The 24,820-nt window shown below is 62.8% G+C and carries 21 protein-coding genes and 1 tRNA gene; 9 read left to right on the top strand and 13 right to left on the bottom strand.

The genetic code is table 11. The annotated features are described in order from the left end of the window. Positions 1-38: 38 nt before the first annotated feature. Genes AC0L14_RS21530 through AC0L14_RS21520 form a run of 3 tightly spaced genes read right to left on the bottom strand, consistent with a single transcriptional unit; the run spans position 39 to position 3,841 of the window. Positions 39-1,535, bottom strand: a complete 1,497-nt coding sequence (locus tag AC0L14_RS21530) for an ATP-binding protein (protein WP_473750692.1) — start codon at positions 1,533-1,535, stop codon at positions 39-41. A gap of 59 nt (positions 1,536-1,594) precedes the next feature. Beyond that, positions 1,595-2,290, bottom strand: coding sequence for a response regulator (locus AC0L14_RS21525; protein ID WP_473750674.1), 696 nt, complete (start codon positions 2,288-2,290; stop codon positions 1,595-1,597). Positions 2,291-2,293: 3 nt separating this feature from the next. Further along, positions 2,294-3,841, bottom strand: coding sequence for a DUF4153 domain-containing protein (locus AC0L14_RS21520; RefSeq protein WP_473750672.1), 1,548 nt, complete (start codon positions 3,839-3,841; stop codon positions 2,294-2,296). 579 nt (positions 3,842-4,420) lie between these two features. On the opposite strand from AC0L14_RS21520, the gene AC0L14_RS21515 reads away from it, so the two are divergent. Continuing rightward, the gene (locus AC0L14_RS21515) at positions 4,421-5,299 is read left to right on the top strand and encodes an HpcH/HpaI aldolase/citrate lyase family protein (protein ID WP_473750671.1); all 879 of its coding nucleotides are present in this window, start codon (positions 4,421-4,423) and stop codon (positions 5,297-5,299) included. A gap of 26 nt (positions 5,300-5,325) precedes the next feature. Further along, entirely contained in the window at positions 5,326-5,532 is a 207-nt protein-coding gene (locus AC0L14_RS21510; RefSeq protein ID WP_473750669.1) for a DUF1737 domain-containing protein, read from the top strand. A 191-nt stretch (positions 5,533-5,723) separates the two neighbouring features. On the opposite strand, the gene AC0L14_RS21505 is transcribed toward AC0L14_RS21510, so the two are convergent. Beyond that, on the bottom strand, positions 5,724-6,146 hold the full coding sequence (locus AC0L14_RS21505; RefSeq protein WP_095495668.1) for a metallopeptidase family protein: 423 nt from the start codon (positions 6,144-6,146) through the stop codon (positions 5,724-5,726). A 185-nt stretch (positions 6,147-6,331) separates the two neighbouring features. On the opposite strand from AC0L14_RS21505, the gene AC0L14_RS21500 reads away from it, so the two are divergent. Genes AC0L14_RS21500 through AC0L14_RS21490 form a run of 3 tightly spaced genes read left to right on the top strand, consistent with a single transcriptional unit; the run spans position 6,332 to position 12,142 of the window. Further along, entirely contained in the window at positions 6,332-7,363 is a 1,032-nt protein-coding gene (locus AC0L14_RS21500) for an ImuA family protein (RefSeq protein WP_473525914.1), read from the top strand. Next, the gene (locus tag AC0L14_RS21495; protein WP_473525915.1) at positions 7,305-8,780 is read left to right on the top strand and encodes a DUF6504 family protein; all 1,476 of its coding nucleotides are present in this window, start codon (positions 7,305-7,307) and stop codon (positions 8,778-8,780) included. Before AC0L14_RS21500 ends, AC0L14_RS21495 begins: the two co-directional genes overlap by 59 nt. Further along, positions 8,777-12,142 (top strand): error-prone DNA polymerase, encoded by a 3,366-nt coding sequence (locus AC0L14_RS21490; protein WP_473750668.1) that lies wholly within the window; start codon positions 8,777-8,779, stop codon positions 12,140-12,142. Before AC0L14_RS21495 ends, AC0L14_RS21490 begins: the two co-directional genes overlap by 4 nt. A gap of 12 nt (positions 12,143-12,154) precedes the next feature. On the opposite strand, the gene AC0L14_RS21485 is transcribed toward AC0L14_RS21490, so the two are convergent. From AC0L14_RS21485 to AC0L14_RS21470, 4 genes are all read right to left on the bottom strand, one after another. Further along, a complete protein-coding gene (locus AC0L14_RS21485) occupies positions 12,155-12,394 on the bottom strand; it encodes a Trm112 family protein (protein ID WP_473485992.1) in 240 nt (79 codons plus the stop codon). A gap of 233 nt (positions 12,395-12,627) precedes the next feature. Continuing rightward, on the bottom strand, positions 12,628-13,299 hold the full coding sequence (locus tag AC0L14_RS21480; RefSeq protein ID WP_095495673.1) for an LON peptidase substrate-binding domain-containing protein: 672 nt from the start codon (positions 13,297-13,299) through the stop codon (positions 12,628-12,630). Positions 13,300-13,453: 154 nt separating this feature from the next. Beyond that, a complete protein-coding gene (gene trxA / locus AC0L14_RS21475; RefSeq protein WP_473750667.1) occupies positions 13,454-14,440 on the bottom strand; it encodes a thioredoxin in 987 nt (328 codons plus the stop codon). Between the two features lie 93 nt (positions 14,441-14,533). Next, a complete protein-coding gene (locus AC0L14_RS21470; RefSeq protein ID WP_473641708.1) occupies positions 14,534-15,031 on the bottom strand; it encodes a prolyl-tRNA synthetase associated domain-containing protein in 498 nt (165 codons plus the stop codon). Between the two features lie 230 nt (positions 15,032-15,261). Here AC0L14_RS21470 and AC0L14_RS21465 point away from each other — a divergent pair. The 3 genes from AC0L14_RS21465 to AC0L14_RS21455 all read left to right on the top strand — a co-directional run bounded on the left by AC0L14_RS21465 (position 15,262) and on the right by AC0L14_RS21455 (position 18,151). Further along, positions 15,262-15,336 (top strand) — tRNA-Gly (locus AC0L14_RS21465). A 338-nt stretch (positions 15,337-15,674) separates the two neighbouring features. Continuing rightward, positions 15,675-17,513 carry an ATP-binding protein gene (locus AC0L14_RS21460; protein ID WP_473750666.1) on the top strand — a complete coding sequence of 613 codons (1,839 nt, stop codon included), beginning with the start codon at positions 15,675-15,677 and terminating at the stop codon, positions 17,511-17,513. A gap of 161 nt (positions 17,514-17,674) precedes the next feature. Further along, positions 17,675-18,151 (top strand): hypothetical protein, encoded by a 477-nt coding sequence (locus tag AC0L14_RS21455; RefSeq protein ID WP_473750665.1) that lies wholly within the window; start codon positions 17,675-17,677, stop codon positions 18,149-18,151. Positions 18,152-18,560: 409 nt separating this feature from the next. Here the strand turns inward: AC0L14_RS21455 and AC0L14_RS21450 are convergent, their stop codons facing one another. Next, positions 18,561-18,767, bottom strand: a complete 207-nt coding sequence (locus tag AC0L14_RS21450; RefSeq protein ID WP_473750664.1) for a helix-turn-helix domain-containing protein — start codon at positions 18,765-18,767, stop codon at positions 18,561-18,563. Positions 18,768-18,902: 135 nt separating this feature from the next. Here AC0L14_RS21450 and AC0L14_RS21445 point away from each other — a divergent pair, with 135 nt between their 5' ends. Beyond that, entirely contained in the window at positions 18,903-19,649 is a 747-nt protein-coding gene (locus tag AC0L14_RS21445) for a hypothetical protein (RefSeq protein ID WP_473750663.1), read from the top strand. A 181-nt stretch (positions 19,650-19,830) separates the two neighbouring features. On the opposite strand, the gene AC0L14_RS21440 is transcribed toward AC0L14_RS21445, so the two are convergent. From AC0L14_RS21440 to AC0L14_RS21425, 4 genes are all read right to left on the bottom strand, one after another. Then, a complete protein-coding gene (locus tag AC0L14_RS21440; RefSeq protein WP_473750662.1) occupies positions 19,831-19,992 on the bottom strand; it encodes a hypothetical protein in 162 nt (53 codons plus the stop codon). 211 nt (positions 19,993-20,203) lie between these two features. Beyond that, a complete protein-coding gene (locus tag AC0L14_RS21435) occupies positions 20,204-21,442 on the bottom strand; it encodes a tyrosine-type recombinase/integrase (protein ID WP_473750660.1) in 1,239 nt (412 codons plus the stop codon). Positions 21,443-21,790: 348 nt separating this feature from the next. Further along, on the bottom strand, positions 21,791-24,382 hold the full coding sequence (locus AC0L14_RS21430) for a hypothetical protein (protein ID WP_473750659.1): 2,592 nt from the start codon (positions 24,380-24,382) through the stop codon (positions 21,791-21,793). Continuing rightward, positions 24,372-24,596, bottom strand: a complete 225-nt coding sequence (locus tag AC0L14_RS21425) for a hypothetical protein (protein WP_473750658.1) — start codon at positions 24,594-24,596, stop codon at positions 24,372-24,374. The genes AC0L14_RS21430 and AC0L14_RS21425 overlap by 11 nt, the downstream gene beginning before the upstream one ends. Positions 24,597-24,820: the final 224 nt, after the last annotated feature.

Here is a 24,820-nt window from a genome sequence, read left to right as displayed (position 1 = left end):
GCCGAAAGCCGGCTTTCGGAAAGGATAAATGCTCCAATTCATGCAGCCGGCAGGATGATCTCGAAGCGCGTGCCGCGCTCGGAGTCAACCAGCCGGATCGTGCCATCATGCGCTTTCAGGAGGGCCAGCACGATGCCGAGGCCCATGCCGGTGCCGCCTGAATCGCGGCGCGTGGTGAAGAACGGCTCGAAGATCCGCCCCCGGTTGCTGGGCGAAATGCCGGCGCCGTCGTCGCTCACCAGGATCGTCGCCTTGCCGTCCGCGCTCGCCGCCGTGATCGAAACGAGCGTCGCGCCATGCCGCTCCGAATTGTCGATGAGATTGGCGAGCACGATCGCCGCGTTCTCGGCCGAGATGCGCAGGCGGATATCGCCGCCGGCCTCGACGCGGACCGCCAGCCTATCCTCGGCCGGCAGCAGTGCCAGCGCGGCGCCAACCGACGTGCTTTCGCCGCTGGGCGCAAGATTTTCGGCGCGCGCCAGGTCGAGCAGACGGCGTACCAGCAGATTAAGCCGCCCCGCGTCGGTGACGATGTTGTTCGAAAACCGCCGCCGCTCGGCCTCGTCCATTGCGCTACCCGAATCGCGCAGCAATTCGGCCGCACCCTGGATCGCCGTCAGCGGCGATTTGAGCTCGTGCGAGACATGGGTGGCGAAGGTCTGGATGCTGTCCGACCGCGCATGCAGCTTTTCGGCCATGTCGAGGAAGGCGTCGGAAAGCGCTGCCATCTCGCGCGTGCCGTGATGATCGAGCGGCCTGATGGCTTCGCGGTCGCCGGCGGCGATGCGCTTTGTCCGTTCCATCAGCGCGTAGATCGGCCGGCTGACGGTGCGCAGGAAGATCAGGCCGATGAGCAGCGTACCGCCGAGGACGGCGATCGCCGCCAGCACCACCTTGCCGCGCTCGCTATAGAGATGCTTGACGATGTTGTTCGGCGTTCGCGACAGATAGACCACGCCGGCGACCTTGCCGTCGACCGCGACCGGCATGGCGACGAAGACGCGGACTCTCGTGCCGCGGCTGACCGAATAGAGCGATGGTGACGGCTGGTTCGGAACCCTCTGCCGGAGCGCACTGGCATAGCGGCCGGCAAATGCTGCGCGAACCTCGTCGACGGCGCCGAGCGACAGGCCGACCTCTTCGCGCCCGGCGATGACGACGCCTTTTGGGTCGAGCAGCCGGAAGCCGGCAAGCGTGGTCTTCTGCGTCTCGGCAAGAATGCCCGACAGGCGAGCGCCGATCGCCGTGAAGGCGGGATCGACGGTGGCGGCCGTCGCCGCAGGCCGTGTCGCCAGAACCCTGTCGGAGGCGAGATCGAGGCTTGGCTCGATCGGCCGGTAGGGAGAGTCCGGATTGTCTCTGTCGGCAGGCACGGCCGCGCCGAGCCTCTCGGCCGGGATGCCCGCGGCGCGGACGTCTTGCGCATAGATGGAGGCGAGGACGGCGCCCTGCGCGATCAGCTCGGCCTCGGTCTGGCGGATCAGCTGGTTCTCGTAGAGCCGGAAGAAGAACAGGCCGACCAGCGGCAGCGCCATCACCATGATCAAGATGGCAACAACGACCGTGGCGAGGCGCGGCCGCCATTTCTGCGCCGTCACGCGCCGCACCTGCCCAGCCGGAAGCCGACGCCATGCACGGTCTCGATCGCATCCGTGCAGCCGGCCGCCGCCAGCTTGGCGCGGATGTTGCGGATATGGCTGTCGACGGTGCGGTCGGCGACATGGATGTTAGCGGCATAAGCACTGGCCATCACCATGTCGCGGTCAAGCACATGCGCCGGGCGTTCCAGAAACCCTTTCAGGATGGCGAATTCGATCGAGGTCAGCACCAGCGGCCTGCCGTCGAAGCTGGCGGCGTGGCTGGCCGGCAGCAAAGCCAGTCTGCCGTGCGAGAATTGCCTGTCGTCGGCCTGTTCGGCCTTTGTCGGGCGAGCGCGCCGCAAGATGACATTGACGCGGGCGACCAGTTCGCGCGGGCTGAAAGGCTTGGTGACATAGTCGTCGCCACCCATTTCGAGCCCGAGGATGCGGTCGATTTCTTCATCACGCGCGGACAGGAACAGCACCGGCACATCGGATGTGTGCCGCAGCCGCCGGCAGACCTCCAGCCCGTCCATCTCCGGCATGCCGATGTCGAGCACGACAAGATCGGGCGCGCGGCGTTCGATCGCCTGCAATGCGCCGGCGCCGTCGGCTACGGCAACCGTTTTCATGCCGGCCTTTTCGAGCGCGAAGCAGATGATTTCGCGGATGTGCGGATCGTCGTCGGCGACTAGGATGTTATGCGGCATCAATCAGCGACCCGGCGCGTGAGATTCGTATCCGTCAGGAACCACGAGCGACCCTCTCCTGTCGAGGTAGCGCAGAAGCCGCCAGTCGCGAAAGCTCCACGCGCGCCAGTTTTCTCGGCCGGCGCGGTAGCGGGCCTCGTCCTGCCCAAGCAAACGGGCGAGTTCGCGGTAGGAGGGAACGCTGGCCGCATTCGTCCTGCCCTGATGCTCGAGGAAGCGATCGAGCGCCGGCCAGGCGCTGGGACCGAGCAAACGCAGATACCAGAAATCGAGCTCGGTGCCCTGGCCGGTCATTTCGAAAGAGTGCTCGACATTGTAGTTGGCGATCAGTGCGGTAAAGTTGATGAACGAGCAGGCATAAAGCGTCGCCGATAGCGTCAGAAGATTGGCGGAAAGCAGCCATTCATTGGATTTTCCGAGCGCGATGCGGGCGATGATCAGGGCGAGGCCCGCCGCCACCAGCCCCATCCAGACAAAGGCAGCGACGCGCCAGTAGGTCAGCGCATAAATGCCGATATAGAGTTCGAGCCGCAGGATCGAGGAGACGACCAGAACGATGTTCTGCGCCACCCAGACATAGACCAGCCGGCGGATGAACGGATCGCCGGAGGTCGTGCTGCCCGGCCGCAACGCCGCCAGCACGAAGCCCGCGGCCAGCAGCGCAGTGACCATCAAGGGATAGGCGCCGCGATGCGCATAGGCGGCGTAGGTCAGCCCGTCGGGAAGGGCGATGCCGCCCCACAGATAGGTGGCGTCGAGTGCGGTCTGCACCGCGAACAGGATGTTGAAGACGACCAGCGCACGAAGAATGGCGGCCTTGCCGAAGACGATGTCCTCGACCGGCTTGGCGGCGGCTCTTGTGGTCGTCACCCCGAGGGGGATAGGCAACGCAAGATGCGCAATGCGGCGCAAAAAGCGCGGCAGCCGCGGGCGCAGAAAGACCCAGGTGCCGGCAAGCGCGAACAGCCAGAAGGCCAGCCGCGGCAGCTCGATGAAGTCGAGCAGTGCGAGGAGATCGATCAGCGACAACCAGTATTCGATGACCGGATTGGCGGCGCCGAACAGCGCGAGAAACACTGCGCCCAGGGTCAGCGGCATGATCCAGACGGCGATCGCCGCCAGGCGGATGCGCCGCCGACCGAACCGCCGTGCCGCCTTGCGCCAGCGGAAGAAATCGTGGACGAACCGGAAGGGTGCTGCGAGCAGGAAGAGCGCGACCTGGCCGGCAATGCGGGCAGGGCCGCGCCACAGCCGCCCGACCAGCGAAAGCGCAAAGACGGCCGTCGCCGCAAGCCCGATCGCGACCGACAGCGCACTGACATTTTCGATAAGCGGCAGCAGCCCGACAAGCAAGGCAGCGGACCACAGGCCGCGGGCGCTGAGCGCCGACGGCTGGATGGCCGCTGCTGCGGCGGCAAGCGTGATGCCGAACAGGAAAAACGTGATGCCGACGGGCTGCCCATAGAAGAAGAAATCCGCCAGCGCGGCAAGCAGGACGGCAACGCCGAGTCGCGCGCAATAGCTCGGCGCGGCCGTAAGCCACGATGTCATGATCGGATTTTCGCAGCGGCTTTGATCCGGCCGGGGGGCGGAGATTTGCGGATGAAGGGGAAGAGGGTCGCCGAACCGTCCGGCCGGGGTGGATCGACCAGCCACCAACCGTCATTGCGGAGGCGGTACGGCAGGGACCAACGGGGCTTTTCTCGCTCTTGCATGCGGCGTATGTCGCCGATCGAAATGCAGGCGGCGGGGCGGATCTGAGGAGAATTTCCGCAATCTCGTGCAGTTTTTGTGCAGGGTCAGGCAATCACTTCAGGTTTGAATCCGCCCCGTCACCCTTTCCGGGCGCTTGCGCTGCCCCTCACCTGCCTGCCGGCATCCTCTCCCCGTGTAGTGACGGGGAGAGGGGTGCTCTCATCGCCGGTTTCGCCAATCACCAGCTTTGCAAGAATGGCGCCGAGGCTGCGCCAGCCCCTTCTCCCCGTCACTATACGGGGAGAAGTGCCCGGCAGGGCGATGAGGGGCGGCGCCAACTTCGACGATTGGCTCATATCCAATACAAGCTATGACTGTCCGAAGCGATTGCCCTGCGTGCTTGCCTCGACCGGCCGCAGGCGGCATAGATCTGAGATGACTGAAACCTATCGCCCGCGCCGCTCGGTGCTTTACGTCCCGGCCTCGAACGACAAGGCTCTGGCCAAGATCTCGTCGCTGGCCTGCGATGCCGTCATCATCGATCTCGAAGATGCCGTCGCCCCGGCCGACAAGGTCTCCGCGCGGGAAAAACTGGCCGGCATCTTCGCAAATCGCCCCGGCCGGCGCTGCGAGATGGTCGTGCGCATCAACCCGCTCTCCAGCGAATGGGGCCCCAAGGACTTGCTGGCGGCGGCACTCTGCGAGCCCGACGCCATCCTGCTGCCCAAGGTCGACACACCGCGCGCCGTTCTGGAAGCCGGCGACGTCCTCGACGACAATTTCGCACCCGACGAGGTGAAACTATGGGCGATGATCGAAACGCCCAAGGCTCTGCTCAACATCGGACCGATCGCCGAGCTTGGCCGCGATCCGGGCTCGCGGCTGGTTTGTTTCGTTGCCGGAACGAACGATCTGGTCAAGGAGACCGGCACTCTCGCCACGCCCGACCGGCGCTACCTCGCACCGTGGCTGATGCAGATGGTGCTCGCCGCGCGCGCCGGCGGCCTCGACCTGCTCGATGGTGTCTTCAACGATTTTCGCGATCTGGACGCTTTTGCGCGCGAATGCGGGGAAGCGGCCGCCATGGGGTTCGACGGCAAGTCGCTGATCCACCCGGCTCAAATCGATGCCGCGAACCGGGCCTTCGCGCCATCTGCCGAAGCGGTGGCCGAGGCACGCTCGGTAAAGGATACCTTCGCGCTTGCCGAAAATGCCGGCAAGGGTGTCATCGCGCTGAATGGAAAAATGGTCGAACGGCTGCATCTGGCGCAGGCCGAAAAACTGCTGGCGAAGGCGGCCGCCATCGGGGCATGATTGGCAACTCACGACAGGAATGAAAAATGAAACTCTACCGCTTTCTGTCCGGTCCGGACGATTCCAGCTTCTGCCACAAGGTGACGGCAGCGCTCAACAAGGGCTGGCACCTGTTCGGCTCGCCGACCTATTCCTACGACATGGAGGCCAAGGCCATGCGCTGCGGCCAGGCCGTGGTAAAGGATATCGAGGGTCAGGAATACGGGCCCAGCACCAAGCTCAGCGACTGGTAGATTTTGCAAAGCTCCGACGCAGGGTGTGTTGAGATTCAGGTCAGGCCGCGCCGGAGTCGAAGACGGGCGCGAAGCGACCAGACTGGGTGGTTTTCCGAGAACCGGAGCGGAGCGTACTTTTGGGTACGTGAGCACCGGAAGCGCAGGGAACTGCCGTTCGCAGGCCGGCATCACCTGAATATCAACACAGCCTACTCCGCCGCCTCTTCGATCCGCTCCATATCATCGTCCGACAGGCCGAAATGGTGGCCGATCTCGTGGATCAGCACATGGGTGACGATGTCGCCCAGCGTCTCCTCGTTCTCGGCCCAGTAGTCGAGGATGGCGCGGCGGTAGAGCGTGACGCGGTTCGGCCCCTCGCCGGTCTGCGGATTCCAGCGCTCAGCGATGCCGCGCCCCTCGAACAGGCCGAGCAGGTCGAAAGGCGTTTCCAGCGACAAATCGTCCATGATCTCGTCGGTCGGGAATTCGGCGATCTGGATGACGATCTCGCCGGTCAGCTTGCGAAACTCCTCCGGCAGATGGGCGTAAGCCTCCAGCGCCAGGAACTCCATTTCCTCCATCGACGGCGAAAGCTGGTCGTGCCAGGTGCGGGTCTTGTAGATGCGGGCCATGCGTTGTCCTTCTGATCCCGGCATATAGGCTTTCGCGCCGGACTCGGCAAATGGCCGGGTTGCCGTCCACGTGCGGCAGGAATAAATTCCCCATGACTCCGCCCATGACTCCGCTTGACTCTTCGGCCGCCCTCTGGAATCCTAGAGAACATAACAGGAACAATTGTGAGTGGAAGCTGACCGTCATGGCGACAAGCGCCGTGGCGCGGGAGACTGTTTTTGCCCTGCGCCGCCAGATCGCGAAGATCGAGGGAACGCTGCCCGAGCGCCTGGAGGCGCCGGCCGGCGCTCCCGTTGATGCGCCCCGGAATCCAACAGCTGATGTCACGCCCCACGATCTGACAATCGTCCGCCGCGGCCTCGCCGTGGCGCCGCCCGATGCGTTTCTGCGCACCGGCGCCGAAGCTCTCGATACTGCGCTCGGCGGCGGCCTGCCGAAGGCGGCGCTGAGCGAGATCCATGGCGCCGCGACCCGCGATGCCGGGGCCGTCGCCGGCTTCGCCCTGTCGCTCGTCAGCCTGATCCTCAAACAGGAGCCGCGACTGCCGGTCCTGTGGATCGGCACCGCGGAAATCTTCCGGGAGGCCGGCTTTCCCTATGCCAGGGGGCTTCACGCCCTTTTCGGCATCGAGCCGGAGCAATTGCTGTTTTCCGAGGCGCCAAGGCTCCTCGATGCGCTGTGGACCGCCGAGGAGGCCGCCCGGATGACAGCGCTCGCCGCCGTCATCCTCGAAATCCGCGGCAGTCCGCAGCGGCTGGACCTCACCGCGACGCGGCGGCTGCACGCCCGGGCACAGAATGCCGGCCGGCCGGTGTTCCTGCTGCGCCAGGCCGGCGAATCCGAGCCGACGGCGGCACCCGTCCGCCTCGTCCTGTCGGCGGCGCCGTCGGCACCCCGCGAGACGATCGCCGGGCCGCTCGCCGGCTCGATCGGCCGCCCCGCCTTCACCGTCAGCATCGGCAAGAGCCGCACGGCCTTGCCAGGACAATTCACACTGGAGTGGAACCCCGATGAACGCAGTTTCGAGGAAAGAAGGACCGGGGAAGAACGGTCAGCGAATCCTGTCCCTGTGGTTTCCGCATCTCGCCGCGGAAAGGATCCTGCGCCAGCGTCTGGGGCGGTCCTGGCGTTCCCGGCCGTCGGATCACCTGCCCCTGGTGATCAGCCATCGCCAGGGGAACGCGCAGCGCATCGCCGCCCTCGACGAGCGGGCTGAGGCGCTTCACCTGAAGCGCGGCATGGGCATAGCCGACGCGCGCGCCATGCATCCCTCGATCGACGTGGTGGAAGCCGATCCCGAGGCCGACCGCCGCCTGCTCGAAAGCCTTGCCGACTGGTGCGACCGCTACACCCCGCTGGTGGCGCTCGACGCAGCCGACGGCCTGTTCCTCGACGTCACCGGCTGCACCCATCTTTTCGGCGGCGAACGGTCGATGCTGGACGACATCCTGTCGCGCTTTTTCCATCAGGGTTTCGATGTCCGCGCCGGCCTTGCCGCCACACCTGGTGCAGCCTGGGCGGCGGCGCGGTTTGCCAGTGACCGCATCGTCCCCGGTGGCGAGGAGGAAGCGCTCCTCGCACCCTTGCCGCTGGCGGCGCTGCGCATCGAGCCTGATATCCGCGCCAGCCTGGAAAGCGTCGGCCTGCGCACGGCGGGCGCCGTCATGGCAGCACCGCGCGCGCCGCTCGCCCGCCGCTTCGGTGTCTCGCTGCTTTTGCGCCTCGACCAGGCGCTCGGCCGCCTCGACGAGGCGGTGTCGCCGCGCCTGCCGGTGGCGCCGCTTTCGGTCGAACGCCATCTCGCAGAACCCATCATGCTGACCGACGAAATAGAGCGGCTGGTGAAAATGCTGGCGACGACATTGAAGGCGGACCTCGAGCGCCGCGGCGAGGGCGCAAGAAGGCTGGCGCTGCTGCTCTTCCGCGTCGACGGCGCCGTCAGCCGCATCGCCGTCGGCACCTCGCGGCCGTTGCGCGAGCCGCTGCTGATCCAGAAATTGTTTCACGAAAGGCTTGCCGCGCTCGAACAGGACATCGATGCCGGCTATGGCTTCGATCTCGTGCGCCTCTCGGTCCTGTCGGCCGCGGCCTTCGACATGCAGCAGGCCGACTTGACCGGAGAGACGAGCGATGACGGCGCCGACATCGCCCTTTTCGCCGACCGCATCCGCGCCCGGCTCGGCGACAGCGCGGTTTTGAAACCGGTCGCCGTCGAGAGTCATCTGCCGGAGCGCGCCGTCGCCATGCTTCCCTATGCGGAGGCGCCGCAAAGGGTCTCTCCGCCGAAGAAGCCGGGCAAGATACAAGACACTTCCTCCAAGCCTGTCTTTCGGCCGGAACGGCCGATCCGGCTGTTCCGTTCGCCCGAACCGATCGAGGTGCCGGCCACCGAAATGCCTGAGGGACCGCCGATGAATTTCCGCTGGCGGCGCGCGCTGTACCGGGTCGCGCGCGCCGAAGGGCCGGAACGCATCGCCCCGGAATGGTGGCGGGAGGCAGCGGGGCAGGAAGCGATCCGGGATTATTTCCGCATCGAGGATAGCGACGGCCGCCGTTACTGGCTCTACCGCCAGGGTCTCTACGGCGCCTCGCACGCCACGCCGCGCTGGTTCATGCATGGGGTCTTCGCATGAACGCGCTGACGGTCATTCCCTATGCCGAATTCGGCATCCAGTCGAATTTCTCGTTCCTGCGCGGCGCCTCGAAGCCGGAGGAACTGGTGGTCGCGGCAAAGTTTCTGGGCTTTTCGTCGATCGGGCTTGCCGACCGCAATACGGTGGCCGGCGTCGTGCGCGCCTGGCAGCAGGCCAAGGTGGAAGGTCTTTCCTATCATCCCGGCTGCCGCCTGGTTTTTTGCGACGGCACGCCCGACGTTCTCGCCTATCCGCAGGACCGCAAGGGCTGGGGCCATCTGTGCCGCATGCTGACGCAAGCCAATATGCGCGACGAAAGCGAAAAGGGCGCACCGCTTCTCTATCGCAACGACCTTTTCGAATGGGGCGATCTCATGTCCCTGGCAGTCCTGCCGGATCTGTCGGCGGGCGCCAATAATGACCTCACTTTGCTTAGCCGGCTTAAAGATCGCTTCGGCAAGGCTTTGCGGCTTGCCGTTTCGCCGGATTATCATGGCCACGACCGCTTCCGGATCGAGCAGGCGGCTGCCATGGCTGAGCTATCTGGTATTCCGCTGATGGCGACCAATGACGTTCTCTACCATACGTCCGAACGGCGCCGGTTGCAGGACGTGCTGACGGCGATCCGCCTCACCGTACCTGTTGCCGAAGCGGGTCTGGAACTGGCGGCCAATGCCGAGCGCCATTTGAAGCCGCCAATGGAGATGGCACGGCTTTTCCGCAGGCATCCGCAGGCACTGGCGGAAACGCTGCGCTTTGCCGGAGAATTGAGCTTCTCTCTCAGTGACCTCCAATACAACTATCCCGACGAACCGACGGAATCCGGCCTCGGGCCACAGGCCGAACTGGAACGGCTGGCTCGAGAGGGAGCGGCGATACGATATCCCTCAGGCGTTCCCGCCGATGTGACGAAGCGCATCCGAGAGGAGCTCGCTTTGATCGAGCGCCTGAACTACGCGCGCTATTTCCTGACTGTCTACGACATCGTCAAATTTGCCCGCAGCCAGGGCATACTTTGCCAGGGACGCGGCTCCGCGGCCAACTCGGTGGTCTGCTATTGCATCGGCATCACCGAAGTGGGGCCTGAGCGGATCGATTCGCTTTTCGAGCGCTTCATTTCCGAGGAAAGAAACGAGCCACCCGACATCGATGTCGATTTCGAGCATGAAAAGCGCGAAGAGGTCATCCAGTACATCTACTCGAAATACAGCGCCAAGCGTACCGCGCTTGCCGCGGCCGTCGTCAGCTACCGGGGCCGGTCGGCGATGCGCGAAGTGGCCAAGGCGATGGGCCTGTCGGACGATGTCAGGAGTGCGCTGTCCAGCTCGATCTGGGGTTGGTCGACCTCGGAGCTCGGCGAAAAGGAAACCAGGGCCGGCGGCCTCGATCAGACCGATCCAGTGACAAGGCAGGTTATCGAATGCGCCAACGAGATCATGGGCTTTCCCCGTCATCTGTCGCAGCATGTCGGCGGCTTCGTCATCACCAGGGATCGGCTCGACGAGATCGTGCCCATCATCAAGACGGCGATGGACGAGCGCAAGATGGTCGAGTGGGACAAGGACGATCTCGACGCGGTGAAAATCCTCAAGGTCGACGTGTTGGCCCTCGGCATGCTGACCTGCCTGCAGCGCGCCTTCACCCTGCTCCAGGATCATTATCCCGATGCGCGGGATGACTATGGCCAGCCCTATGTGCTGGCCACCCTCCCAGCCGAGGACAAACATGTCTACGACATGATCTGCCGCGCCGACACGATCGGCGTCTTCCAGATCGAATCCCGCGCCCAGATGTCGATGCTGCCGCGCCTCAGGCCACGCACCTTTTATGACCTCGTCATCGAGGTGGCGATCGTGCGGCCGGGCCCAATCCAGGGCGACATGGTCCACCCCTATCTGCGCCGCCGGCAAGGCAAGGAAAAGCCCGAATATCCCAAGCCGGAGCTGGAAGAGATACTCGGCAGGACGCTGGGCGTGCCGCTGTTCCAGGAACAGGCGATGAAGATCGCCATCGTCGCCGGCGGCTTCAGGCCGGGCGAGGCCGATGAACTGCGCCGCGCCATGGCCACTTTCAAGCGCACCGGCACGATCGGCAATTATCACAAGCGGATGGTCGACGGCATGGTTTTGCGGGGTTACGAAAAGGACTTCGCCGAGCGCTGCTTCAAGCAGATCGAGGGGTTCGGCGAATACGGCTTTCCCGAAAGCCATGCCGCCTCCTTCGCCCTGCTGGTCTATGCCTCCTGCTGGTTCAAGACCTTCTATCCCGACGTGTTCTGCGCCGCGATCCTGAATTCCCAGCCGATGGGATTCTATCAGCCGGCTCAGCTTGTCCGCGACGCGCGCGACCACGGCGTCGAAATCCGCGAGGTTGACGTCAATTTTTCCGGTTGGGACTGCGCATTGGAGGAAGCGCCTTTCGACCCGGCCCGCGTCCTCGACCGCCATGCCCAGATGCGCGGCGTCATCCGGACCAATCATGCCGTCCGGCTGGGTTTCCGCCAGGTCAAGGGCCTGTCGAAGGAGCGCATGGAGGTGTTTGTCGCCAGACGCGGCGACGGCTACGCAACCGTTCGCGATGTCTGGCTTCGCTCAGGCCTCTATGTCGACGAGATCGAGAAGCTGGCGCAAGCCGACGCTTTCCGTTCGCTCGGCCTCGACCGCCGCGACGCCCTATGGGCGGTCCGCGCGCTCGACGGCAGGAGTGCCGCCGAGACCCTGCCGCTGTTCGACCAGCCGGGGATCCGCTTGCGCGATCTCGAGCCCGAGACCAGGCTGCCGACAATGCCGCTCGGCGAGCATGTCATCCACGACTACCGTTCGCTCGGCCTGTCGCTGAAGGCGCATCCGTTGGCCTTTCTGCGCCAGCGGCTGGACCGTTCCGGCGTCACGCCCAATGCGCGCCTCGGCCAGGTTCGGGACGGCAAGCGCGTTTCGGTCGCCGGCCTTGTTTTGGTGCGGCAGCGACCGGGTAACGCCAAAGCGATTTTCCTGACGCTGGAAGACGAGCAGGCCGTCGCCAACGTCATTTTCTGGGAAAGAACCTTCAACCGCTACCGGCCCATTGTCATGGGCGCGCGGCTGGTCCGTGTCACCGGCAAACTGCAGTCGGAATCGGACGTCATCCATATCGTTGCCGAGAAGGTCGAGGATCTGACGCCCTGGCTGTCCGTGCTTTTGGAGGAGGCCGGTACCGGCCAGCCTGTCAATGAGCGTCCGGCCAGTGGGCGCATGGAGAATGACAACCGCGAAGAGGGCGCTGCAGACGCACGTTCTCCACAAGCCGCGCCGGTCCAGCGGGATCTCGCGGCGCTGTCGGGAAAGGCGGAGAAGGTGCTGCCCAAGGGGCGCAATTTTCAATAGGCCTTACACCGTTCAGGACGGTCCGCCCAGGCGCGGCGGGGGCAATCCTTCCTCGAAGGGGATTGCGCGCGCCTCCGAAGGCAGCATGATCGGGATGCCGTCACGCACCGGATAGGCAAGCCGTGCGACCCTCGAGATGAGCTCGTTGCGCTCCGGATCCCAGGTAAGCGGGCCCTTGGTCAGCGGGCAGGCCAGCAATTCCAGCAGTTTCGGGTCGACATTGGCCTTCGTTCCGTCACGACCATCCACCATTTTGGTCTGTCCTTCTTTGGGGCAATCACTTCAGCTTTCGCGTTCGCCCTCAGTCTTCGGGCGTTGACGCTGCCATCAGCGGTTTCGCCAATCACCAGCGTTGCAGGACGGGTGCCGAGCCCCGCCACCAGCCCCTTCTCCCCGTCACTATACAGGGAGAAGGTCCCGGCAGGGGGATGAGGGGCGGCGCCGACTTCCGCAATTGGGCTAATCCCTGCGTCCTTCTACCTTGCCTATTGCAGACTCGACCCGAAATCCTCGTTTTCGCGTGCCAGCGCCATTTCGGTGATGGCGATCAGCGTTTCGGCGCGCGTCTTCAAATCCGCCGCTTCGAGCAGCGCCTGTTTCTCGGCCGGCCCGTAGGGAGCCATCATCGATAGCGCATTGACCAGCATGGCATTTTCGGCGCGGCTGACGCTTTCCCAGTCGGCTTCAAGGTCGTTGGCCTGCAAATAGGCGCGAAACGCCTTGAGCAGCGCCGGCCGGTCGATCCCGGCCTCTGCCTGATCTTCGTCGAGATCGGTGAGAAAGGGCGCAAACCGGCACTGGCGGAAGGGCGTCTTGACCGCCAGTTCCTGCACGATGCGGAACCGGCACACACCTTGCAGCGAAATCAAGTAACGGCCGTCGCCGCTCTCGGAAAGGGCGATAATGCGTCCGGCGCAGCCGACATTGCAAAGCTCCGGCTCGCCGTCGGCACGCCGCGCGCCGTCGAGGCTGGGCTGTATGACGCCGATCAGCCGCGATCCGGCGATCGCCTCATCCACCATCTCAAGATAGCGCGGCTCAAAAATGTTGAGCGGCATGCGGCCACCCGGCAGCAGCAATGCGCCTTCAAGCGGGAAGATCGGCACCGTCGACGGCAAATCCGTATCGAGCCGGTAATGCGCGTTTCCCGCCTGCACTTCGAACCTCCGCTCGCTTCCTCAAGAAGCGCATCAAATCCCGATCCTCCCCGATCGGCACAAGCTAGAGAACCGACGGCCTGATCTCTCGCCCTAATCTGGCGCAGCCGCCGCCGACCGCAAGGCCATCAAGCAAAAACAGCTTGATGCGCGCTCAGGAAAACAGCAGCGACGACAATTTGCGCCGCGCCGCCAACGTTGCTTCGTCGGTCATGCCCCATGCCTCGAAGAACTGCAGCAATTGCGTCTTGGCGCCGTCGTCGTTCCACGAGCGATCGGCTTTGACGATCGCCAGCAAATTGTCGGCAGCGGCCATGCGCTCGCCGTTGGCGTTCTGGATCATGGCAAGATCGAACCGTGCTTGGTGGTCCCCGGGGTTCTCAGCCAGGCGCCGCTCGAGCTCGGCCGGATTGCCAAGTGCTTGTGCCTGCGCGGCAAGCGCCATCTTGGCGCGCAGCGCGGCGAGCGGCGGCGCATCCTTTTTTGCTTCCGGCGCCCGCGCCAGCACGGCTTCGGCGCCCTCGGCATCGCCGGCCTCGAACAGCAGATCGCCCAGCCCGGCAATGGCCTCGATTGTCTCCGGCGCCTGTTCCAGGATCGCGTCGTAGATGTCCGCCGCGGTCTGCACATCGCCGGCGGCGCGCGCCTCTGCGGCCGCGGCAAGTGCCTCGGCCACCTGCGGCGCACCGTTGTTCTTGCCGCCGACCTTCTGGATGAACGCGGCGATCTGGCTCTCGGGAATGGCGCCCATGAAGCCGTCGACCGGCTGGCCGTCCTTGAAGGCGATGACTGCCGGTATCGACTGGATGCCGAGCTGTCCGGCGATCGAAGGATGGTCGTCGATGTTCATCTTGACCAGCTTGACCTTGCCGCCGGCGGCCGTGACCGCCTTTTCCAGCAGCGGCGTCAGTTGCTTGCAGGGTCCGCACCATGGCGCCCAGAAATCGACCAGCACCGGCTGACGGCGCGATTCCTGGATGACGTCGGCGGCAAATGTGGCGGTCGTTGTATCCTTGATGACGTCGACGGCGACAGGCGGCTCGCCAAGCGCGACTTTCGCGGAGGTGGCGTCAGTGCCGCCATACTGCACCGACGTGGCATACTGTCCGCCACTGCTGCCAAATGGATTGTTGTCGCTCATCTCGTCATCCTTTCGGTCGCGACGCCGGCCACCGACTCGGCGCAACGTCCTTATCCCCAGTCGGAAGTCGGTTTATCGTCATCCATGTGGCGATCATGCTGTGACTTTCAAGATAACAGCATCATGCCCGGTTGCCTCGACGAATTTGACGAGGTCGGCGGCGGCGATCGATGTCGTTGCCTCATTGGTCAGCGGATGGGCATTGATGACCGAATGGCTCATCAACTCCTGGTCGAGAACGACCTTGACCCGCAACTCCGTATCGTTGATCAAGCCGAACACCGTGACCGCCCCCGGAACGACGCCGAGAAGCTCCATCAGCATCTCCGGCTTGCCGAAGGACACGCGCCCGGCGGCGCCGATGACATTGTGGATCTGCTTGAGATCGACCACCGCCTCCTCGCCGACGCTGACCAGGAAGAAATTGTCTTTCTTGTCCTTGAGGAAAAGATTCTTGGTGTGCCCGCCGGCAATTTCTCCACGCAGCGCCTGCGAATCGGCGACCGTGAACAGCGGCGGATGACGCAAGGTCGAGACCTCGATCCCGAGATCGGCGAGAAAGGCGAAAAGCTCGGCTTCGGTTTTCGGCATGTTGTTTCTTGTGGGACTTCTTGTTGTCGCGGTTTGGATCATGCCGTTTACGGCCAATGACGCGGCCGAGACAAGGCCGTTGCGCAGCAAGGCTGCCGATTGCGTTCCTATCCGCGCTAGGGAAGGCTCGTTTACGTCGCCGGTGCGGCCAAAAAACCTGCGATTTCCCTGTTGCAATCGCCGCGCCCTTCAGCCATATAGGCGCGGCTTGCGGCCCAAAAGCCGCGCGAGCGGGTGTAGCTCAGGGGTAGAGCACAACCTTGCCAAGGTTGGGGTCGAGCGTTCGAATCGCTTCACCCGCTCCAGTTTCCTCTAAGGGAATCAAGCATCGAAAAGCCGCGGTCCGCCGCGGCTTTTTCGCGTTTTGGGCGGATGGAACCCACCGGCTTCCCAGGACCATTCGAAAGCCAGGGTTACGCGCGGGTTACCGGCTAGGGGACGTCGCAAGATTGCACTTCGCGTGAAGACGCAGTGTCGCTGCAGCACGCCAAAGGATTCCTGAATTCAAGAAACGATCTGATCGCGCTCGGCTGCTTTTTCGGAGCTGGATGTAAGATTTTGTGAACCTCGTCGCCGAATGAGTATCGGCCGACAGTGGCCGTCTCTGGCGCCAACAGCTGGCGTCAAAAAAACGGAGACGAAAATGGCAGAAGATATCATCGAACAGGAACCCCCTGTCCTGAATTGGGGAAATGATGCTCCGAGAGGTGGCAAGGCTGTCCTCAATCGTATCATCAAAGAAAGAGCAACCGTCCCTCTTTTCTTTGCCCAGACCCTTATCCAGTCCCTACGCGACGTAGGGTACAACAACACCACGTCAGCGCTCTGTGAGCATGTCGACAACTCCATACAGTGGGGAGCGACCGAAGTTCGGGTCTATTTCCGACAGTCGGGCAGCCGGGATGACGCTGTGATCGATGCCGCCGTATACGACAACGGCTCAGGCATGGCGCCGACGACGCTCAAAGTCGCCATGGCATTTGGCGGGTCGATGAGTTTTGGCAATCGAACCGGAATCGCACGTTTCGGTATGGGCATGAAGACCGCCGCATTAAGCATGTCGCCCGTTCTCGACGTGTATTCTTGGCAGGAGCCTCGTGCCTTTTACAATATGACCTTGGACGTGGATGCGATCGGTCGCGAGCGCACCAACTTGATTGGGTTGCCCGAGCCAACTCTCTCCACGGAGCTGCCTGACGACATCGCTGACTTGTTCCGACAGGCAATGATTTTTCCCAAGTCCCGTTCCGAGCAGACCCTGCTCGTGGAAGGAAACGACGACGTGGAAGAACGGCTTGGGCCGTCGGGGACGATCGTCTACATGCCCACTTGCGATCACCTGACCTACCGGAAGGTCCAGACTCTGGTTGATCATGCTGTGAAAGAGATGGGACGAGTGTATCGGCGCCATATTGCCCTGGGGCTTTCACTCTACGTCAACAACCGCCTCGTCGAGTCGGTTGACCCGACTTACTCACTTTCTGGCGCGCGCCATCAGAGGTACCTCGATTCCGGTATCGCCAAGGCCAGCCGTCTGCTCTTCTCTCGGGAGGTGCCCATCCCCTTGAAGGAGAACAGCCCGACCAGCAGGCCCATCACCATCAAAGTCTTCAAGCTGCCGATTGAGGATTGGTATCACCTGACGAAAAAGACGCTGAAGAATGACCTTCAGGTTTTCAGCGGACTCACCGTCTCCATTCTTAGAAACGACCGCGAGGTGTTTGCCGGGCCAATGCCAAAGCTGACCACCCGGCACACGGTCACTCACTGGTACCGCATCCAGATCGACTTCGGCGGCGAACTTGATGAAGCGTTTGGCGTGGCGGCCAATAAACAGGGCGTTCGTCTGAAGGGCTATGTGGAGGAAGCCATTAAGCGAGCAATCGGGGATGACATCACAACCCTGAACGACGAAATCAAACGCTTCCAGGCAGCTCAGTCAGCGGCTAGGAAGCCCGCCCAGCCGACAGCAAGCGAAGCCCGAGCAAACGAAGCCGAAGGATTTCAGCCCACCGAAGTTGATAGCAAGCTCACCGATACGGAAAAGGCCGACCTAGAGGCCAATCTGCGTGGCCTTGCCAGCACCCTGCGGCGTCAAGACGAAACCGACGAGGAAGCGTTCGAGCGCATTCAAAAGTCGCGGTACATCCTGGACCTCAAGCACGACGAGTATTGGCCATTCTATGATGTCCGACATAAGTTCGGCCGCATCATCCTAACCATCAACACCGCTCACCCGTTCTTCGCCGAGCTTTATGAGCCTCTGCAAAAGCTGGAAACCGGCGGTGACGATGATGGTGAGGGCAACGCAATGCCCGCAGAGGATGACGCGCGTGGCCCTCTTGCCGCTCTGGAGCTGCTGCTGCTGTCTCTGGCACGGACACAGAGCCGCATGGTGGCCCACAATGAAGACGCGGCGAAAGTACTCGAAAACTTCCGGCGCGAATGGTCGGATGCTTACCGGATCCAGTTGGCTGTCTAGACGTTGTAATATTTCTGCGACTTGGTATCCTAACGATTGATACTCCTCAGAGGGGCCGGAAAGCTCCGGCCGGGCATAGCGTCCCGGCTGGAGATCCCCGTCTCCAAGAGGGGTAGCGTTCCAGCGGCCAACATCGGTCCGCACAGACAAAGGAGAATAGATTGGCTACCCTTCCACCGGAATGGGAGGCGTTTGAGCGCCTCCAGGGCCGACTTGCCCGCAGCACCAAGATTAACAATCAGACAGCCGCGCTTGAAACGGTGATGAACAAGATGCTCGAATGTGGCAATGGCCTCGACGAGCAGGCAGTTGACACAGCCGCAAACACGGCTGCTCGCAGAGAGCGGCACCGTAAGGTCCTCCGCCAGCGTTACTTGCCCCACGGAGAACCCCGCACGAACCCCGTGCCCGACATCGAGGTGCGCAGTCTCTGCAACCTTGTCAGGAAAGTCATTGTCCCACACGATTGGCCGCTGATGGTTGCCGTCGCAGCTGGTCACACACACAGGGAAGTGGCCAATCTGTTCGGATCCACTCCATCCGCGATTAGCGTCCGCGCCTTTAGGGCTAGGCGCACAGTCAGACAACAACTCACACCTTCGGTGATGGCGGAGTTGACCGAACTGCTTGCAGCCTAGCACAGCGAGAAAGGCGGAGCCGTTGTAGCGGCTCCGCCCTCGGTCTGGCTGGACAGCGACATCAGCCATGGCCAAAGCCGCTGCGGACCAGCACCCCAAGTCCAAAATACTCCGCATCGGCGTCAATTCAACCGTCGCCGGAGAACGAACCAATGAAACCGATCGGTACAACAGCGCGTACAGGCGAAACATGCCCCGAGAGCGGCGTCTGGAAGGTTGTGGGCGTCCACACCACCACCGCGCCAATAGCGAGGGGCAACCGCATGCCTCCTTACGGCGGCACAGCTGTCGTTTGGCAGCTCGTTCGTTACGCATGACCCAATATGGGGCGGCGCACCTCCGTGCCGCCCCTATTTCAGTGCATAATAGCCGCTTACAAGATCTCCGTCAGCGGTCGCTGCCTCAGGTGTTATGGGCCCTCGCGGTCTGCTGCCTCGATCAACTGCTTTGGATCAGCACCAATCGCCCTCGCTACCGCGACAAATTCAGCTACATCAAGGCGACGTTCGCCCAGTTCGAACTTCGACACGACGGTCTGGCGCAGGCCTAGCCGCTCCCCGAGTTCGACCTGCGTAATGCCCGCATCTTTGCGAGCCTGCACAAGCAGGGCGATCATTTTCCGGTAGAGATCGGAACGGAGTGAAGACAACGGAGACGCCAGTGCAAGAGACCAGCGCTTCAATAGAACCCGAAATTGAAGTACCCCAAATTCGGGTATTGTGTCATGCTCGCTCGAACGGGATTCGGGCGCGTGAAGCATCAGTACGTCGGGGACGTCAGCGACTATCGGAAATATGCATTATTGCGGGCGTTGTCGTGGGGCGGCGCTAATCGCATTGGCGTGACCTGGATGCTGACACCGTCAGACGGGAGCTCCGATGGCGGCAAGCTGGCCTATCTTAAGCAGCCAGATCGGTATCGGCACTTCGACCCGGAACTGTTCGACATACTGGCACACGCTGCAGACGAGCCGGATCGTCGCCGGCTGCAGAGTATTGAGGATAGCGGCGCGGTCGCCAGTGCAACATATTTCAATGAGCAGCTGTCCGACAGCGCTGCCGGTCGCCGGGCATTCATGGACAGATGCGCGACCGAATTTCGCGACGCTGACCTGGTGTTTTTCGACCCGGACAATGGCTTGGAAACGACGCTCATCAAAGGGCGGAAGAATTCAAGCAAGTACGTCTACCTGGACGAGGTACGTGCGTTCTACGCATCGGGAAAGTCCTTGCTGATCTACCAGCACTTTCCCAGAGTCGAGCGCCGGGCCTTTATAACTTCATCCATCGAGCGGTTGCGAAGTGTCGCTTCGAACTCCTTGGTCTGGACCTTCACCACCGCCCATGTGGTCTTCTTTCTTGTGGTCCATCAAGAGAGTCCCGCGCGATTGGCCGTTGCCGCGACAGAGGCCTGTGGACGCTGGGACGATGGCTTCATCGTGGGCCAATATGTCGGCGCGCCGCGCATCCGCGTCTCGCCGACCTCGGGGGCGGCGTAGCGGGGTAGCGCGTATTAGCTCCAGTTCCTTTCGAGGGCCGACGGGTCCCATCGACCCGTCCAATACTGCCTTTGCGAAGGGGGGAGGGTCGAGACAACCGCCCCGGAGAGAGCCGCACATGCGAAAATGCTGCGATCGAGAGACGACCGCCGCATCTGGGAGCGCAGCTGTGCGTGGCGGTTTATTCCGGCTCGATGGCGATGTAGCCGACGGACTCGCACTCGCCGAACTCTTCCAGCGCCCATTCGATCTCGGCTGGATCGAGTTCCATGACTTCCGCGGCGGCTTCAAGCGGCATCCATTCTTCATTGCCGGTTCGCTTATCCCTGACCAAGATGTGCATCGGTCGCCTCCTACTGTCCAACAGGACAGTAAAACACGGCGAGAACTCCGGCACAATTATCCGAGTGATATCAATGTATTAGGGACGTGCGGGCTGGTGTGCGGCTGCACCATACGGCGCGGCTAGCGGGGCCTGGCGGGCCAGCTGGCAGGCGGCCGTACCCACAGCGCTGTGCGTACGGTCCGGGTGGCTAGGCGTAGCCCGCGCCGGCCTAGCCGCTGTAGGCCCGGTCCAGCGCAGCTATAGCGGCGCTGCCGTCTCGCACGGCCTGAGTGTAGTGGCCGAGCGTCACAGTCGGATTGGCATGGCCGGCGATCTGGGCGACAAGGCCGATCTCGATGCCCTGAGCCTGCAGGGTAGAAATAAACGAATGACGCGCCGAGTGCGGCGTCACGTAGGGCAGACTAAGCGCCTTGAAGACGGGGGCCCAATAGCGCTTGCGGAAGTTCTGGTAGAGCAGCGGACCGCCACCGCCGATGCGGGGTTTCGGCCATTCCTGCAGCCGGCCGGGGCCGGGGAAGACGCGGTGCAACTCCTTGCCGTTGCGTGGGCAACGGATGCGCCACGCCAACAACATCTCACGCAGCACCGCACTCATGGGGATATCGCGGGTACCGGCTTCCGTTTTGGTCATTTCGGTGAGCGAGCCGTCTCGCTCCTGGATGCGACGGATGCTGATGACGTTCCGATCGAAGTCCACCTCTGACCAAAGTAAACCCAACTGCTCCGAGGGCCGAGTGCCGGCGAGGAAGGCGAAGGCATAGTAGATGCCTTGCTCTAGATCGTTCTTGGCCGCTGCTACAAGCTTGGCGATATGCTCGGTCGTCAGGATGGCCTTCTTGGCCTTGTGCCGTGTCCGCGCCAGCCCGGTCGGCATCGACGGCGCACGGATGGAAAAATCTTCCTCGGCCAGCGCCAGGATCGACTTGAGGTGCGACTTCGCCCGGTTGGCGGTATAGTTTCCGCACTGCTCGGTGACGGTCTTGTGCCAGACGCGGATCACGGCAGTTGTTAGGTCCGACAGCTTGATCTGTCCGAGCAATTTGATGAAGCGGGCGTTTTTGGGCTGTTTGCCGGTCTCGGTGTAGTCGGCACGTTCCTGCCGGCTTCCTATCAACAGTGGCCCCCGGATTGCACCATATACCACCACCTTGTAGCCCATCAGCGTCGAAGGCTTCACGTTGCCATCCTTCGTCGCCAGCCAATGCTCGATGGCCTGCGCAACGGTAGGAGCGGTACGCTCGTCCACATAGGCGCCTCCCGCGACCTTGAGCAACAGGGAGTTGCGGAACGCCTCAGCGTCCTTCTTGCGATTGAAAGCACGGCGGCGACGCTTCCGGGTGAGGGGCTCGCGATACTCACAGTAATATTGCGGATAGAGGGCGACCTTGCCGTCCCTGAGCTTGCGGCGACGGGTCGCGGTGGTGATGGAAACGGTGAAGTCGTTCATGGCGTTACTCGTCCAAAAGGAAAAAAACGGAAACGAAAACACGCGGAAGTAACCGGCACAAGTAATCGCTGGAGCGGCCAGCGAGCCCGTGAAACGGCTCGAACTGTAACCAGACGCGTAACCTCAGCCTGTGGGTGGATATCGAGGCCGCGAAACGACGCGGCCCCAAATATCTCGGATTCCTCGGCCACCGAGGTTGAAATCGCAGTCTCGAGCGACCTCCACAACCATAGCGGCGGGACGGACGGACGGCCCCACGGCACCGGCATAGGGGCTGCGCGTGCTGCCTTGGGCATACCTACCCCTCTCCCTCCCATAGTGTGTAGGTGTCCGTCCGTCCGGGCGGCATCAAAACGGCCCCTTGGGGGCGAGCGGTAGCGGCTCCTCGGGAAGGTAGGATAGCGGAATGCCCAAAGACCGTTTCTTCCCCAGCACCTTGAACTGCACGGGATCTCGCGGGGTAAAGGCACCCTCCAGCTTGCGGAGGGCGCGCCCCCAAGCCTGCTGCGCCCATGGCGTGCCCTGGAACACCACTTCCATCGCGGGAGCGCCGTTGGCGATATGAAAGCATTCGGCCTCGCTCTCGGCATTCACCCGCATGCCGTAGTTCGTGACGATCCGCTCGGCGTCCGCGAAGTCGTTGCTGCGCCGCTGCTGCTCATCCCGGACGCAGGCAAGCCAGTGCCCGAGGGGATAGCCGTCCACGACATGGGACAGGAGATGGTCGAGGCATTCCTGAGCATCGTCGCGGTAGATCTCGAGGGCATGCCGCTCGATGGCTGGCGCATACTCGGCCGCGAGTGCCCTTGCTTCCTCATCGGTGGGAATCCTGCCGTTCAGGGCGACAAAGCCCGCCCCAATCAGGATGCTCATGTTCTGGCGATGCCGGCGATCCCCCGTCAGGTGAATATCTATTGCGTCGGCGGCCGGCTGCACCATATGGGCGAGCCCGATCATATGGGAACACCATGCCGTGCCAGTGGTACGGAAATACGCCTCGTCCTCGGCGATACGCCTTGCCACGTCTCGGTCGTTCTCGTGCATCAGCAATTCGAACATCGAAATGCGCGACTGGTCGGCTGGTGACATGCCGCGCGGGTTAATAGCGCTGAACAGGAAGGTGGTGCGCAGGCTGAAGCTCATAGCCTTACCCTCAGGCGTGCCCTTCAAGACCGGTGTGTCAGCCGACGAGGCGCTTCGGGCGAGTCGGAGGATGTTCCGGAGCATCGAGCCGTTCTGATCGCTCTCGAACTCGTCCAGCAGGATCGGCAGGCTGTCAGGCCCAAGGGTCTGGCGGATACCGGCCTCGGTGCTCTGGCCATCTGCAGATATCGCAAGCGGACTCAGCACGACGGAGGCGACAGTGTGGATGGTTGTCTTACCCGACCGCGCGGGGCCGTAGATGAAAGCATGGGGCCGCCACACGAGAGCGCCGCAGATCGGTGCCATCGCGAGCCAACCGAACGCGAGTCCGGCATCCTGCGGATTACGCCAGTTGTAGTGCCCAAAGTGATCCCTGAGGCGCTTTGCGTCGAACGTCTTTCCGTCGTCCAGCGCAATGCCCTCGAAGCAAAGGTAGAGAAACTTGGAACTTCCAACCGGCTGACCGAGATTGACGGCGACCTTGCCGTTCTCGAGCCAGATGCCGCGCCCACGAATGCGTGCGGGATTGAAGGGCCCAGCGCGGCGGCACGCTTTTATAAGCGTCTCCCCGGCAGCCTTGAAGTTTGTGGCTCCTTTCTTCCCCGGAAACCGCTGCGCCCAAAATCCGGACTCAGCCAACCCGATCAGATATTGTTCCGCCAGCAATTGCTGCGCGGACGCCAATATGACGATCTTCCGCACTGGGTCGAGCAGAGCGTAGTGACCCTCTTTCGTGAAGCCTAGCGGCCTGGGGCCGGCGGGGCCAGGGTCGTAACCTAGGCCAAGCTGGATTGGCGACGTGATGTTGCCACGATGCGGGCAACCATCACAGAAGCGCTCATTGCCAAGCTCCGACCTGACCGAGTCGCAGGTCCGTGGCCCAGCTTCCTCGAGCGCTCGCCTAAGCTTATGATCAGCCTCCCGCCCGCTATAGCTGGGATGCAGGCCGCTATATTCGTGGAAGACCCGATCGCCGTCCTTACAGCGCGCCGTGATCGAAGCAGTGGCGTACCAGTTGGGCTCGTCGGCCGACGCGGCCCCGTCACCGGTGTAGTGGCCATACCATGGGCATTCTTGCTGGATCATGGAATGGTCGGCGAGATTGGCCGGGATCGGCTTCGACGACTTGCCGTCAGCCTGGGGCAGCTCGCGTTCCAGATCGGCCAGCCGCAGTCGATTTCGAGGATTGTACTCGATGACCGTCACCGGCTTCGGCGTGCCCGACTTATGGTTGAAGGTCGTCGGCACGCGATATACGCGTGCAAGATCGCTGACATTGTCGATCTCGTAGCCGGCACTTTTGAAATGATCCGCCAGCTTTTGATAGAACCGCCTCAAGATGGCTTGTGCCCTGCGCCTTTCTTCACGATTGCGCATCACCAGCGGCTTGTCGAACGCATAGAGGATGTGGAGACCGTTGCCGCTGTGCTGGACCAGGAAGGGCGCGGCCTCGAATGACTGGATAAGATCGAGCGCGGTTTCTCTGTCGGGTGGGTAGTGTTTGACACTGTCCTTCGCCGTAGCGAAATCGATGTCGGCGAACGCACCCGGAAGCAAGATTGCCGTTTCGTTCGAGCCGCGACCGTTCGGGCCGAGGTCCCTTGGTTGCGTGCTCAGCCCGAAATACAAATCCTCGGCGTGCTTCCGCCTGTCGACATCGCGTACAAGGCGGACGACCTCCGCCTGCCCGTAAGAACTCGTCTTTTTGGTCTTCAGGCTCCAGAGCTTCAGCTCGCCCTCGAACAGCGAACCCCAGAACGCGGGGATGAAATCCTTGAGGGAGAATTCAGCGCTCATCGGTTCCTCCCTTACGGCAAGAATCGATGTATGCGACCACCTCGGACAACCTAACCAAAGGCCGCGAATTGAAGGGGGTATAGCTCGGAATATCGCCGCGCCGGACGGCACGCTGGACTTGCCAGTATTTGGCGCCGATAGCGTCGGCCGCCTCGTGGATGGTGATCAGCCGCTTCGGGTGCGGGATTCGATCTTCGGGAAAATCCGGAACCAACTCTGTTTCTCCTAAAAGGAGCAGAGATGACGGAGCCGAGAACGGCTGCGCGATGCATCTCCGCCCCGTTGAACTGGGGGTGAAAATGCAAACCGGCAGCGCTCTGCAGATCTTTCCAACCTAGCGACTTCGGCCTAGCAGGCCTGCGCTTTTGGTTGCTACGTCTGAAGCACTACACCATGAGGCAGCGTTAGCCGCGCGTCAGCGTTTCTCATCGGTGTTGC

The organism is Mesorhizobium sp. WSM4841, assembly GCF_055811515.1.
The sequence above is the reverse complement of the archived record's forward strand: the minus strand, read 5'-3'. Positions and strand labels throughout refer to the sequence as shown.

Bases quoted from the DNA above. Each gene is read 5' to 3' on its own strand.
- AC0L14_RS21530 (WP_473750692.1), bottom strand. From the start codon at position 1,535: ATGGCGCTGCCGCTGGTCGGCCTGTTCTTCTTCCGGCTCTACGAGAAC.
- AC0L14_RS21525 (WP_473750674.1), bottom strand. From the start codon at position 2,290: ATGCCGCATAACATCCTAGTCGCCGACGACGATCCGCACATCCGCGAA.
- AC0L14_RS21520 (WP_473750672.1), bottom strand. From the start codon at position 3,841: ATGACATCGTGGCTTACGGCCGCGCCGAGCTATTGCGCGCGACTCGGC.
- AC0L14_RS21515 (WP_473750671.1), top strand. From the start codon at position 4,421: ATGACTGAAACCTATCGCCCGCGCCGCTCGGTGCTTTACGTCCCGGCC.
- AC0L14_RS21510 (WP_473750669.1), top strand. From the start codon at position 5,326: ATGAAACTCTACCGCTTTCTGTCCGGTCCGGACGATTCCAGCTTCTGC.
- AC0L14_RS21505 (WP_095495668.1), bottom strand. From the start codon at position 6,146: ATGGCCCGCATCTACAAGACCCGCACCTGGCACGACCAGCTTTCGCCG.
- AC0L14_RS21500 (WP_473525914.1), top strand. From the start codon at position 6,332: ATGGCGACAAGCGCCGTGGCGCGGGAGACTGTTTTTGCCCTGCGCCGC.
- AC0L14_RS21490 (WP_473750668.1), top strand. From the start codon at position 8,777: ATGAACGCGCTGACGGTCATTCCCTATGCCGAATTCGGCATCCAGTCG.
- AC0L14_RS21485 (WP_473485992.1), bottom strand. From the start codon at position 12,394: ATGGTGGATGGTCGTGACGGAACGAAGGCCAATGTCGACCCGAAACTG.
- trxA (WP_473750667.1), bottom strand. From the start codon at position 14,440: ATGAGCGACAACAATCCATTTGGCAGCAGTGGCGGACAGTATGCCACG.
- AC0L14_RS21470 (WP_473641708.1), bottom strand. From the start codon at position 15,031: ATGCCGAAAACCGAAGCCGAGCTTTTCGCCTTTCTCGCCGATCTCGGG.
- AC0L14_RS21460 (WP_473750666.1), top strand. From the start codon at position 15,675: ATGGCAGAAGATATCATCGAACAGGAACCCCCTGTCCTGAATTGGGGA.
- AC0L14_RS21450 (WP_473750664.1), bottom strand. From the start codon at position 18,767: ATGATCGCCCTGCTTGTGCAGGCTCGCAAAGATGCGGGCATTACGCAG.
- AC0L14_RS21440 (WP_473750662.1), bottom strand. From the start codon at position 19,992: ATGCACATCTTGGTCAGGGATAAGCGAACCGGCAATGAAGAATGGATG.
- AC0L14_RS21435 (WP_473750660.1), bottom strand. From the start codon at position 21,442: ATGAACGACTTCACCGTTTCCATCACCACCGCGACCCGTCGCCGCAAG.
- AC0L14_RS21430 (WP_473750659.1), bottom strand. From the start codon at position 24,382: ATGAGCGCTGAATTCTCCCTCAAGGATTTCATCCCCGCGTTCTGGGGT.